Here is a 12246-nt window from a genome sequence, read left to right on the forward strand (position 1 = left end):
CTGAATGGATCGTCTCGTCGCCCTTGCCGTCAATCGCCGCTATCTGATGGTGGCCCTGTTCGTCGCCGTGCTGATCGGCGGCGTGCTCGCCTTCAAGCAGCTCAACATCGAGGCCTATCCCGATCCGACCCCGCCGATGGTCGACATCGTGACCCAGAGCCCGGGCCTCTCGGCGGAGGAGATCGAGCGCTACATCACGATCCCGATCGAGACCCAGGTCGCCGGCCTGAAGAACCTGCGCACCATCCGCACCATCTCGCTGTACGGCCTGTCCGACGTCAAGCTGCAGTTCTCGTTCGACTACACCTATGACGAGGCGCTGCAGCAGGTGCTCAACCGCCTGGCGCAGCTGACGCCGCTGCCGGGCAACGTACAGCCCGGCATCTCGCCGCTCAGCCCGATCGGTGAGATTTTTCGCTACCGCCTGAAGGGCCCGCCGAACTACAGCGTGCTCGATCTCAAGACGCTGCAGGACTGGGTGTTGCAGCGCCGCTTCCGCGCGGTGCCCGGCGTGATCGACGTCACCGGCTGGGGCGGCAAGACCAAGACCTACGAGATCCAGGTCGACTTCAACAAGCTGGTCGCCAACGGCCTGACGCTGCCGCAGGTGCTGCAGGCGGTCGGCAATGCCAACATCAATGTCGGCGGCAACACCGTGAACATCGGCTCGCAGTCGGCGGTGGTGCGCGGCGTCGGCCTGATCCGCTCGGTCGAGGACCTCGCCAACACCATGGTGTCGCAGTCCGGCGGCAACCCGGTGCTGGTGCGCGACATCGCCCACGTCACGATCGGCGAGAAGCCGCGGCTCGGCATCGCCGGCCTCGACAATGACGACGACATCGTGCAGGGCATCGTCCTGATGCGCCGCGGCGAACAGAGCTCGCCGACGATCTCCCGCGTCGAGCAACTGGTCAACCAGATCAACAATTCCTCGCTGCTGCCGCCGGGCGTCAAGATCGAGCGGATCTACGACCGCAAGGACCTGATCGAGCTCACCACCCACACCGTGCTGCACAACATGGTGGTCGGCATCCTCTTGATCGTGCTGCTGCAGTGGATCTTCCTCGGCGACCTCCGCAGCGCGCTGATCGTCGGCGCGACGATTCCGTTCGCGCTGTTCTTTGCCGTGATCATCCTGGTGCTGCGCGGCGAATCCGCCAATTTGCTGTCGGTCGGCGCGATCGATTTCGGCCTGATCGTCGACGCCACCGTGATCATGGTGGAGGCGATCTTCCGCCGCCTGTCGCAGACCACCGCGCTGTCGGAGGAGGAGCGCAGCCACATCTCCGAGGACACGGTGATGGGCATGAAGAGCCACGCGATCCTGTCGGCCGCGGCCGACGTCTCGCGCTCGATCTTCTTCGCCGCCGCGATCATCATCGCCGCCTTCCTGCCGCTGTTCACGCTGAGCGGCGTCGAGGGCAACATCTTCGGCCCGATGGCGCGCACCTATGCCTACGCGCTGGCCGGCGGCTTGCTCGCGACGTTCACGGTGACACCGGCGCTGAGCGCGATCATCCTGCCGGCGCATATCCACGAAACCGAGACCTGGATCGTCAAGAAGCTCGATGCGATCTACGTGCCGGTGCTGAACTGGGCGATCGCCAACCGCAAGATCGTGATGGCCGGCGCCGCCGCGCTTGTCGTCACCACCATCGTGTTGGCGCGGTTCCTCGGCCTCGAATTCCTGCCCAAGCTGGAAGAAGGTAATCTGTGGATCCGCGCCACGCTGCCGCCGACCATCTCGCTGCAGGAGGGCAACGCCTACGTCAACGAGATGCGGCGCATGATCCGCAGCCGGCCGGAGGTGGTGTCTGTCGTGTCGCAGCACGGCCGTCCCGACGACGGCACCGACGCGGCCGGCCTGTTCAACGCGGAGTTCTTCGCGCCGCTGAAGCCGGCCAGCGAATGGCCGGATACCCACGACAAGGACGTGCTCACCGCGCAACTGCTGGCGCAGCTGCAGGAGAAATTCCCCGGCGTCGAATTCAACTTCTCGCAATACCTGCAGGACAACGTCTCCGAGGCGGTGTCCGGCGTGAAGGGCGAAAACTCGATCAAGCTGTACGGCAACGATCTGCAGGCGCTGACCGACACCGCCAACAAGATCAAGTCGGTGCTGGCGACGGTGCAGGGCGTCACCGACCTTGCGGTGTTCACCTCGCTCGGCCAGCCGACGATCCAGATCGACGTCGATCGCGCCCGCGCCGCGCGCTACGGCCTGTCGCCGGGCGACATCAACGCCACCATCAAGGTCGCGGTCGGCGGCGACACCGCGGGCGACCTCTATGAGCCCGGCAGCGACCGGCACTTCCCGATCATCGTTCGCCTTGCGCCGGAATATCGCAAGAGCGCGGAGGCGATCCACAATTTGCGGATCGGGGTGGCCAATGCCAACGGCGGGATCACGCAGATTCCGCTCAGCGAGGTCGCCTCGATCAACCTGATCTCGGGCGCGGCCTATATCTACCGCGAGCAGCAGGAGCGCTATCTGCCGATCAAGTTCTCGGTGCGCGAGCGCGACCTCGGCAGCGCGATCCAGGAGGCGCAGCAGAAGATTGCCGAGCAGGTGCAACTGCCGCCCGGCTCCCATGTCGAATGGGTCGGTGAGTTCGGCAATCTGCAGGACGCCATCAAGCGGCTGTCGATCGTGGTGCCGATCAGCCTGGCGCTGATCGCGGTGCTCTTGTTCTTCAATTTCGGTTCAATGGTCGACACGATGCTGGCCATGAGCGTGATCCCGATGGCGATCTTCGGCGGCGTGCTTGGCCTGTTGATCTCGGGCATCCCGTTCAGCGTCTCGGCGGCGATCGGCTTCATCGCGCTGTTCGGCATCGCCGTGATGGACGGCATCATCATCCTGTCGCAGTTCAACCAGCTGATCGACGAGGGCTACGACCGGATGCGCGCGGTGATCCGCACCGGCGAGCTGCAGCTGCGTCCGGTGCTGATGACGTGCGTCGTCGCCGGCGTCGGCCTGCTGCCGGCGGCGGTGTCGGAAGGCATCGGCTCGCAGGTGCAGAAGCCGCTCGCCATCGTCGTCGTCACCGGCATGCTGCTAGCGCCGCTGGTGATCCTGATCACGCTGCCGGTCTTGATCTCCTATTTCTCGCGCCGGCCGAAGGAGCGCTAACCAAATCAGGCAAAGCCGTAAAGCCGTGCCGGATTGTCGACCAGAATCCTCTTGCGCACCGCGGCGTCCGGCGCCCAGACCGCGAGCTGGTTGAGGAGGCGGCCGTCGTCGATCTGGAACAGCGGCGTCACATCAGAGATTTTCTTGCCGGCCGGCGTCACCGAATCCGGATGCGGCCAGTCGGTGCCCCAGACGATGCGCTCGGCATTGGCCGCGATCAGCGCCTGCGCCAGCGGCGCAGCGTCCTCATAGTCAGGCCCTCGCTTGGAGGCGCGGTAGGCGCCGGAGACCTTGACGTAAGCCTTACCCGACTTGACCAGCTCGACGAGGTCGGCAAATCCCGGTTGGCCTACGCCAAGCGCGGCCTCGGCGCCGCCGAAATGATCGAACACGACCGGCACCGGGGAGGCGGCGACCAGCTCCTTGATCGCCGTGATCATCGCGAGGCTGGTGAACAGCTGCACATGCCAGCCGCGCGCCTTCATCCGCTCGACCGCGGCGGAGAAGCGCTGTCGGCCGACATTGGGATCGTTGACGCCGCCGGTCGCAAGGTTGAGGCGGATGCCGCGGAAGCCGGCCTTCTGCATCGCATCGAGTTCGCTCTCGCTGGTCTTGTCGTCGATCACGGCGACGCCCCGCGCGGTCGCGCCGCGCGCGGTCATGCCGAACAGCGTCGAGGAATTGTCGGGGCCGTAAATGCTCGGCGTCACGATCACCACGCGCTCGATCTTCAGCGCCTTGTGCAGCGCGCTCATCTCCTCCGGCGAGGCCAGTTCCGGGGTGTAGACGCGGCCGGCGTAAAACGGGAATTTTTCGGGATCGCCATGGATGTGGGTGTGGCAGTCGCACGCCCCGGGCGGTACATCGAAGTTCACCGCCGTCGCCGGCTGCGCTGCCTTGGAAAATGCGTTGCTGCTGTTCATGGTCACTCCCGCCGCGATGGAGGCAAGCATCATACTGCGTCGCGTCAGCATTGGACGTCTCCCTGCATGCTCATCTGTTATGCGCGATGTCCGCGCCCCGGCGTTATGCATCGCCGGCGGCGGGGAGGTTATCGGGGGACGGTGCGGGCGGGAAGGGCTCGATGCGCGCGCTGCGTGCGGTTCCGCGACAGCTATTGCCCCGACGGCGTGCGTAGGCCGTGCCAGGCGTCGCGCACCTGGTGGTAATGCACCTCGGGCAAATAGTCCGGCGTCTTCAGATTGAGCGTTTTGACGTCGAGGCGTCCGACCGCGCTGAGCAGCGTGTAGGAGGCGATCACGCGATCGCGCTGCGCGCCGATCAGCCGCGCCCGGGCCGTGATCAGATCCTGCTGCGCGTTGAGCACGTCGACCGTGGTGCGCTGGCCGCCGGCGGCTTCTTTCTGCACGCCGGCCAGCGCAACCTCGGCGGCCTTCACTTCGGACTCGGAAGCCGACACCGCGATCTTGGCGCCCTCATTGGCGACCCACGCGCTGACCACGGCGGTCTTGGCCTGGTTGCGGACCTGATCGAGCACGAGCCGGCTCTGCGCCGCGACTTCCTTGGCCTGCCGGGTCTGCGATGCCGCGGTGCCGCCGTCATAGATCGGCTGCGTCACCTGGCCGATCACGGAGGCTTGATCCGTCCCGAAGGTACTGAGGGTGGAGTCGTTGTCGCGGGCGCGGCTGACGTTGCCCTGCACGGAAACGTTCGGCATCAGGCTGCTCTCGGCGACGCGGATCGAGGTCGAGGCGACGTCGACGTCGAAGCCCGCCGCCATCACAGCCGGATGCTCGCGCAACGCCAGCCCAATCGAGTCTTCGCGGCTGCGCGGCAGCAGCCGGTCGGTGGTCTCGGCCGGACGCAACTGCGACGGTGCGTTGCCGACCACCTGCGCATAGGTGGCCTGGCTGATCGCGAGGTTGACCTCGGCGGCGTTGAGATCGGCGAGGCCGCGGTTGAGCCGGGCTTCGGCCTGGGCGGTATCGGTCGGGGTGACGTCGCCGGCATTGAGGCGCCGCTCGGTGATCGCCCGGGTCTCCTTGAGGAAGGCGACGTTGGCGCGCTGCGCCTCGACCAGCGTCTGGTTGGCCAGCACGTTGGTATAGGCGGTGACGGCGTCGAGCAGCACGCCCTGGCCGACGTTGCGCAGCGCCTCGCGGCCGGACCGCACCTGCAACTCGGCGACGCGCACGCTGTTGGCGGTCTTGAAGCCGTTGAACAGGGTCTGCGTCACCGTGACGCCGATCTGCCAGGGTTTTAGCGTCGCGGTCTGGATCACGTTGCCGGGCAACTGGTCGCGCACCGCCTGCAGACCGACCGAGAGGCCGGCGATGATCTGGGGTCGGTAGCCGGCCAGCGCCTGCGGCACGTTCTCGTCGGTGGCGCGCTGGCGGGCCCGTTCGGCGTTGAGCTGCGGATTGGTCTGATAGGCCTTGGCCAGCGCCTCCGGCAGGCTCTCGGCGCGGGCGGCAGGTGCGGCTAGCAGGCTGCATACCAACGCGCCAAGGCAGATGCCCGACAACAGTACGCGCATCTTGACTTCGCCAACTGTGGCGGCACGCTCAACCATGTGATCCCGCAAAACAAACCCCGGCAGTGCGCCCCCGCCGATGCCCTCGACACATCTACCTGTTTAGGGGGCGGGGCCGCCACAGGCAAACCGCCGCGCGACATCTGCACATCATTTCAGTTCTTGTCTGTTGCCGCCACGTCACAGGCGCAGGTGAACGCCGCATGAAGTATAAGCTTGGACCGCCGGCCGCTCGTCGCCGGTTATCCACAGCCCGCTGGATTGATTGCTGATGCCGAACATCTTCACCGATCCGGAGGGGATCGCGGAACATGTCATTCGTGATGTCGGAACCAGTCTGGTGGTCGGGCTGCCACTCGGCCTCGGCAAGGCCAACCACATCGTCAATGCGCTCTATGCGCGCGCCGTCGCCGACCGCTCGATCAAGCTGACCCTGTTCTCCGCGCTGACGCTGGAGAAGCCGAAGCCGAAAAGCCTGCTCGAGCAGCGTTTCATCGGTCCGGTGATCGACCGTTTGTTCGGCGGCTATCCCGATCTCGTCTATGCCGATGCGCTGCGCGCCGGTGCGCTGCCGCCCAACATCGATGTGATCGAGTTCTTCTTCCTCGCGGGGCAATGGCTGTATCGGCCGGTCGCGCAACAGAACTTCATTTCGGCGAACTACACCCATGCGGCGTCGTATCTGTTGTCGCGCGGGCTGAACGTCGTGCCGCAGCTTGTTGCGAAGCGCGTGGTCGACGGCGCGACGCGCTACAGCCTGAGCTGCAACACCGACACCACGCTCGATGTGCTGCGCGCCCGCGCGCAGGGGCGCGCGTCGTTCAAGCTGATCGGGCAGGTCAATTCAGAACTGCCGTTCATGCCGGGCGCCGGCGATCTGCCGGCCGATGAATTTGCCGCGGTGCTCGACAGTCCCGACACCGACTTCCCGCTGTTCGCGCCGCCGTCCGAGCCGATCAGCGACACCAAATATGCCATCGGGCTGCACGCCGCGGGCCTGGTTCGTGACGGCGGCACGCTGCAGATCGGGATCGGCCAGGTCGGCGACGCGCTGGCGCAGGGCCTGATCGTTCGCCATCGCGACAACGCCCAGTTCCACGGCATCATGAAGCGGCTTGCGCCCGGCACCGAGCCAGCCGCGGCAGAGACCGCGCCGTTCGAGAAAGGCCTTTACGGCGTCAGCGAGATGGTGTTCGAGGCATTCCTCGGGCTGATCGATGCCGGCATCCTCAAGCGCGACGTCGACGGCGTGATCCTGCACGGCGCATTTTTCCTCGGGCCGCAATCATTCTATCGCGCGCTGCGAGAGATGCCCGCCGATCAACTGGCGCGGATCCGGATGATGCCGGTGTCCTTTACCAACGAGATCTTTGCCGACGCGGACAGCAAGCGCCGCGCCCGCGTCGATGCGCGCTTCGTCAACAATGCGATGATGGCGACGCTGCTCGGTGCTGCGATCTCTGACGGGCTCGAGAACGGCCAGGTCGTCAGCGGCGTCGGCGGCCAGTACAATTTCGTGGCACAGGCCTTCGCGCTCGAAGGCGCGCGCTCGGTGCTGGCGCTGGAGGCGACGCGTCCGTCCGGCAAACGACGACAGTCGAACATCCGCTGGTCCTACGGCCACGAGACCATTCCGCGGCACCTGCGCGACATCTTCGTCACCGAGTACGGGGTCGCCGACGTGCGCGGCAAGTCCGACGCCGACGTGATTGCCGCGATGCTGCAGGTCGCGGATTCCCGCTTCCAGAGCGAGTTGATGCGGCAGGCCAAGGACGCCGGCAAGCTGCCGCGCAATTATGAGCTGCCCGCGGCCTACCGCGAAAACTTTCCCGAGCGCATCCGCGATGCTTTGAAGCCCGCGCGTGAGGCGGGCCTGTTGCCGTTATTCCCGTTCGGCAGCGATTTCACCGATGTCGAGCAGCGGCTGATCCCGGCGCTGCAGATCCTGCAGCAGGCGCAGGCGACGCCGTTGCAACTCGCAAGCCTGCTCTGGCAAGGCATGCGGCATCCGCCTGATGTTGCGAGCCGGGAATGCCTGGCGCGGCTCGACCTCGACAAGCCGACGCATTTTTGCGAGCGCGCCTACCGCGCGCTGGTCAACGCAGCGCTGCAGCGGGCTCGACCTGGCTAAGGAGGTTCACCTCTCCCTTGGGAGAGGTCGATTTGCGCAGCAAATCGGGTGAGGGGTTACGGTCTATCGAGAGCAAGAGCCCTCACCCGGATTGCACCGGACGATGCTTCGCATCGCCGAGCGCAATCCGACCTCTCCCCGGTGGGGAGAGGTGAACCGAGACCGCGGCGATCCAGCCTTAGCGGTTCTTGTTGACCGGCTTGCGCTTCTCGATGAACGCCGCCATGCCTTCGGAGCGATCCTCGAGCGCGAAGGTCGAGTGGAACAGATTGCGCTCGACATTCATGCCTTCCGACAGCGGCGTCTCGAACGCGCGGTTGATGGCTTCCTTGGCCATCGCGGCCGCCGGACGCGACATCGAGGCGATCTTCTCCGCCGCGGCCAGCGCCTCTTCCATCAGCTTGTCGGCCGGAACGATCCGCGACACCAGGCCGGAGCGCTCGGCCTCGGCGGCGTCCATCATCCGCCCGGTGAGGCAGAGGTCCATCGCCTTCGACTTGCCGATCGCGCGCGTCAGCCGCTGCGTGCCGCCGATGCCCGGGATGGTGCCGAGGGTGATCTCCGGCTGGCCGAACTTGGCGTTGTCTGCGGCGATGATGATGTCGCACATCATCGCGAGCTCGCAGCCGCCGCCCAGCGCGTAGCCGGCGACCGCCGCGATCGTCGGCTTGCGGCAGCGGGCGACGCGGTCGCCGCCGATCGCGGTGAAGTCGCTGTTGAACATGTCGATGAAGCCCTTCGGCTGCATCTCCTTGATGTCGGCGCCGGCCGCGAAGGCCTTCTCGCTGCCGGTGATCAGGAGACAGCCGATGGCATCGTCGGCCTCGAGATCGTCGACCGCCGCCGCGATCTCGCGGAAAACGCCGAACGACAGCGCATTCAGCATTTTCGGCCGGTTCAGCGTGATGATGCCGACCGGCCCCTTGCTCTCGACGATGATGAATTCGAACGTAGCCATGGACGCAATCCCGTGCCTGATTTGCCCGGCAATGTGCCCGCTGACGGGATGCGCTTCAAGTGGCTGAAACGGGTCTCTTGACGCGGCCTTTGGCCCGCGGTGCGGCGCTACCCGCCGCAGCCGCGAGCCGCAGGGCAGGCTATGCCATGAACATGCGCGCGGCGGAGGCCACCGTCAGCAGGGCGCCGAAGCCGATGAAGATCTTTCCGATCAATGACGTCTGGTCGAGGCTCGAGCTTTCGCTGCTGGCCAGCACCGGCGCCTGCTTGGGGGGCGCGGCGGCGGCCTGCGGCTGGACGGGCGGGGTCTCTTGCTGGGCCATCTGCGGCTGGGTCGTCTGCTGCTGGGCCTGCTGCTGCGGTTCCGCCAGCTGCTCCTGCTGCAGGGCGCGATCGACGTCATTGAGTTGATCGGACGCGACCACGCTGCCGTCATCGGCGGGCTTGTCGGCAGCCGCCAGCACGCCATTGGCCTGCGCTGGCATGGCGGTCGCGTTGTCACCGGAGGTCAGTTCGGCATTGGCGTTGGCGACCGAGGCGGGGATACCCGTCGACGTCACGCTGCCGGCATCGCCCGCGGCGGCCTTCTTGGTCGCTGATTTGGCGGCGGTGCCGGAAGATGAGTGCTGCGCGGAGCGCTTGGCTTGCCGCGAACTCTGCCGGACGGTCTTGTCCGGCGTGGCGCTGTCGGTTTTGTCTGCTGAGGTGTCCGCGCCGGCCGCGTGGGCCGGCAACGGACCGGCGAGACACACGAAAAAACCTGCTGCAACCATCAAGGCCAAGCGCCCACTGGCTTTGATCTTCATTCTGATGATCTCCCCATTATGCCTGCCCGCCGGGCGAACAGAGACCCCGCCGCGTGTCTACACCGGGGCAGAAACAGGGAATCTTCGGGCCTCCAGGGGCAAAAGCTGGGCAATTTCATCGTGCGGACGCGCGTGGCGAAAGCAGCCCCGATGCTTGTCGGTCCGATCGATGTTATGAGCCACGGTGTCTGGAGAACCCCGCCGGAGTGATTCTTTGCGGCCGGTCATCGGTGCGGCCCCGTCCGAACCATGGATCACGAATTCGATCACGAATTCGTGATCACTGGTCAGCGGCGTAACGAATTGAAAGATTGGCCGAATTGCAATTCAGGAGCCTGCGTGCGCGAACGTGAGGATGAATGGACCGGCCTGATGCGGTCGGCCATTTCAGGCGATGACGCGGCGTATCATCGCCTGCTCAAGGCCATCACGCCGGTACTCCGTGCTGCGGCGCGCCGCGGCTTGGCGCGCGCAGGGCAACCGGTCGATCAGTCCGAGGACATCGTGCAGGATATCTTGCTGGCGGTGCATTTGAAGCGACAGACCTGGGACACCAGCGCCCCGTTTGCGCCGTGGCTGTTCGCGATCGCGCGCAACAAGCTGATCGATGCGCTGCGCCGCCGCGGCAGGCGCATCTTCGTCAATATCGATGACTTCGCCGAGACGCTGCCGGGGGAGGCACCGGAGCCGACCGCGTCGGCGGGCGAGGTCGCTGCCCAGTTGCAGACCTTGCCGCCGCGGCAGCGCGAGGTGCTGCAGTCGATCGCCGTCGACAGCGCCTCGATCAAGGACACCGCGGCGAAATTCTCGATGAGCGAGGGCGCGGTGCGCGTCGCGCTGCATCGCGGACTGGCGAGCCTCACCGCAAAACTCAGGGACCAGTGAGCATGGATACCGATCAACTCATTCGAACCCTGACCGCCGACAACGCCTATCGCCCGCGCCCGATTGGGCTCGCGCTGATGCTGGCGCTACTCGCAGCGGCGCCGGTCTCGCTGCTGATCTTCTTTGCCGAGCTCGGCGTCCGGCCCGACGTGATGACCGCGATGCGCAATCCGTTCTTCGACCTGAAGTTCGCGGTCACGCTGGCGCTCGCCGCCGCGGCGATCGCGGTCAGCCTGCATCTGTCGCGCCCGGAAGCCTCGCTGCGCAGCTTCGGCTGGTGGCTGCTGGTCCCGGCCGGCATCCTGATGGCCGCCATGAGCGGCGAGATGATGATGCCGCAGCGGACGCCGATGATGACGCGCCTGATCGGCAAGAACTCGGTGGCCTGCATGACCGCGATCCCCGCGATGTCGCTGCCGCTGCTCGCCGGCGCGTTGTACGGGCTCCGGCAGGGCGCGCCGGCGCAGCCCGCGGTGGCCGGCGCGGTCGCGGGGCTGCTGTCGGCAGGGCTGGCCGCGACGATCTATGCGTCGCACTGCACCGATGACTCGCCGCTGTTCGTCGCGACCTGGTACACGCTGGCAACCGCGATCGTCGCGAGCGTCGGCGCGATCGCAGGGAAGCAGGTGTTGAGATACTGAGTTGATCGTAGCCCGGATGCAGCGAAGCGAAATCCGGGAAACCCTACGCGGGCGCAGAATCCCGGATTACGCTTCGCTCCATCCGGGAAATTAGGCCGCCGGCGCCGATTGCTGCATGCGGTGGAAGCGCAGCACCTGCTGTGCGGTCGAGGGCCGCAGCCGCTCATAGGTCTCCTTGCAGGTCTGCAGGTCGGTCGGCTCGCCGCCGGAAATGTCGTCGCGCAGATTGATGATCGCGCGCACCGTCGACCATGACAGGCCTGACACCTTGGCCAGGATCATCACGCCCTCGGCCCGGGTCTCCATCATCATGTTCTCGGCGACGTTGACCGTGACATTGGCGAGCGCAGCCAGCGAGGCGTTGGTCTCGTCGAACTTGCCGGCCTCGGCGAACGCGGCGAGCTGGAATTCGTCGAGCCGGCCGTCCTGGTAGAGCGACCTGACCAAGGCGTGGGCGATCGTGGTGTCTGCCGTGACGGCGCTCGGCGCCGAGCGCGCGCGCCGCGTCGCTTCCTTCACCGCGATCGGGATCTCCTTGGCCTGCTGCGGGATCGCGGCCTCGAGCCGCTGCCGCACGGCGTCCGACGCCTTGGCGACCAGCTTGAGATAGAGATGCCGCGGGATGCTCGGGCGCAGGCCGACGCAGGTCGACAGATTGTCGTCGCCCTCGGCGCGGCTGACCAGGCGGCTGAAGCCACGCTCGGTGAATTCGGCGCCGGGATTGTTGACCGTGCTCTGGATCACCTCGTCATTGCCGCGCAGCACCAGCACGTCGGTGACGGCGCCGCTCAAGGTCGTTCGGTTGGAGATGGCCAGCAGATGCGCCTGGCTCTTGCTGCGCGCGGTCTCGATCAGGGTGTCGTCGTCGAGCCGTGTCGACTGCGCCAGCACGGGGCCGGCGACCTCGATCAGGTCGTCGAAGGCGAGCGTGCGGATCGTCTGCGGCGGCGCGGTGTCGATCGGGGCGAGGCGGTTGGCGAGCAGTGCCTTGGCCGAGCTCTCGATGTGCTCGAGCAGGCAATGGAACACGTCGTCGAACAACCCGATCTGCTCGTCCGAATAGTTCACCGAGCCGTTGATGAAGAGATCGGTTACGCGGCGCAGCGTCTCGACACGGCGCGCGACGGTGCCGTGGGCAAGCGTCGTCTGCAACTCGTCGAGCAGACTTTCGGGGGCGGTCGCGGTCTTCGAACTCATGA

Annotated in this window: 9 protein-coding genes; 4 read left to right on the top strand and 5 right to left on the bottom strand. The window is 66.3% G+C overall.

Annotated elements, in window-relative coordinates; genetic code table 11:
• The first annotated feature begins 4 nt into the window (after positions 1–4).
• Positions 5–3133 (top strand): efflux RND transporter permease subunit, encoded by a 3129-nt coding sequence (locus tag CI41S_RS03850; RefSeq protein WP_139481940.1) that lies wholly within the window; start codon positions 5–7, stop codon positions 3131–3133.
• A 5-nt stretch (positions 3134–3138) separates the two neighbouring features.
• Here the strand turns inward: CI41S_RS03850 and CI41S_RS03855 are convergent, their stop codons facing one another.
• Positions 3139–4107 carry an amidohydrolase family protein gene (locus tag CI41S_RS03855; RefSeq protein ID WP_139481939.1) on the bottom strand — a complete coding sequence of 323 codons (969 nt, stop codon included), beginning with the start codon at positions 4105–4107 and terminating at the stop codon, positions 3139–3141.
• 140 nt (positions 4108–4247) lie between these two features.
• Entirely contained in the window at positions 4248–5630 is a 1383-nt protein-coding gene (locus tag CI41S_RS03860) for a TolC family outer membrane protein (protein WP_139857500.1), read from the bottom strand.
• Between the two features lie 268 nt (positions 5631–5898).
• Here CI41S_RS03860 and CI41S_RS03865 point away from each other — a divergent pair, with 268 nt between their 5' ends.
• Positions 5899–7758 carry an acetyl-CoA hydrolase/transferase C-terminal domain-containing protein gene (locus tag CI41S_RS03865; RefSeq protein ID WP_139857501.1) on the top strand — a complete coding sequence of 620 codons (1860 nt, stop codon included), beginning with the start codon at positions 5899–5901 and terminating at the stop codon, positions 7756–7758.
• Between the two features lie 178 nt (positions 7759–7936).
• On the opposite strand, the gene CI41S_RS03870 is transcribed toward CI41S_RS03865, so the two are convergent.
• Together CI41S_RS03870 and CI41S_RS03875 are read right to left on the bottom strand one after the other, a co-directional pair.
• Positions 7937–8716: an enoyl-CoA hydratase gene (locus CI41S_RS03870; protein ID WP_139481936.1), complete on the bottom strand. Its 780-nt coding sequence runs from the start codon at positions 8714–8716 to the stop codon at positions 7937–7939.
• Between the two features lie 139 nt (positions 8717–8855).
• Entirely contained in the window at positions 8856–9521 is a 666-nt protein-coding gene (locus tag CI41S_RS03875; RefSeq protein WP_139857502.1) for a hypothetical protein, read from the bottom strand.
• A 339-nt stretch (positions 9522–9860) separates the two neighbouring features.
• On the opposite strand from CI41S_RS03875, the gene CI41S_RS03880 reads away from it, so the two are divergent.
• Together CI41S_RS03880 and CI41S_RS03885 are read left to right on the top strand one after the other, a co-directional pair.
• On the top strand, positions 9861–10406 hold the full coding sequence (locus tag CI41S_RS03880) for a sigma-70 family RNA polymerase sigma factor (RefSeq protein ID WP_139481934.1): 546 nt from the start codon (positions 9861–9863) through the stop codon (positions 10404–10406).
• Positions 10407–10408: 2 nt separating this feature from the next.
• Positions 10409–11047: an NrsF family protein gene (locus tag CI41S_RS03885; protein ID WP_139857503.1), complete on the top strand. Its 639-nt coding sequence runs from the start codon at positions 10409–10411 to the stop codon at positions 11045–11047.
• Positions 11048–11137: 90 nt separating this feature from the next.
• Here the strand turns inward: CI41S_RS03885 and CI41S_RS03890 are convergent, their stop codons facing one another.
• Positions 11138–12244, bottom strand: a complete 1107-nt coding sequence (locus CI41S_RS03890; RefSeq protein ID WP_139481932.1) for a DUF2336 domain-containing protein — start codon at positions 12242–12244, stop codon at positions 11138–11140.
• Between the last annotated feature and the right edge of the window lie 2 nt (positions 12245–12246).

The organism is Bradyrhizobium ivorense, assembly GCF_900696085.1.
GTDB classification, from domain to species: Bacteria; Pseudomonadota; Alphaproteobacteria; order Rhizobiales; family Xanthobacteraceae; genus Bradyrhizobium; species Bradyrhizobium ivorense.

What these genes read in the sequence shown, in the direction of transcription:
- CI41S_RS03850 (WP_139481940.1), top strand. Translation starts at nt 5, where the DNA reads ATGGATCGTCTCGTCGCCCTTGCCGTCAATCGCCGCTATCTGATGGTG.
- CI41S_RS03855 (WP_139481939.1), bottom strand. Translation starts at nt 4,107, where the DNA reads ATGCTGACGCGACGCAGTATGATGCTTGCCTCCATCGCGGCGGGAGTG.
- CI41S_RS03860 (WP_139857500.1), bottom strand. Translation starts at nt 5,630, where the DNA reads ATGCGCGTACTGTTGTCGGGCATCTGCCTTGGCGCGTTGGTATGCAGC.
- CI41S_RS03865 (WP_139857501.1), top strand. Translation starts at nt 5,899, where the DNA reads ATGCCGAACATCTTCACCGATCCGGAGGGGATCGCGGAACATGTCATT.
- CI41S_RS03870 (WP_139481936.1), bottom strand. Translation starts at nt 8,716, where the DNA reads ATGGCTACGTTCGAATTCATCATCGTCGAGAGCAAGGGGCCGGTCGGC.
- CI41S_RS03875 (WP_139857502.1), bottom strand. Translation starts at nt 9,521, where the DNA reads ATGAAGATCAAAGCCAGTGGGCGCTTGGCCTTGATGGTTGCAGCAGGT.
- CI41S_RS03885 (WP_139857503.1), top strand. Translation starts at nt 10,409, where the DNA reads ATGGATACCGATCAACTCATTCGAACCCTGACCGCCGACAACGCCTAT.
- CI41S_RS03890 (WP_139481932.1), bottom strand. Translation starts at nt 12,244, where the DNA reads ATGAGTTCGAAGACCGCGACCGCCCCCGAAAGTCTGCTCGACGAGTTG.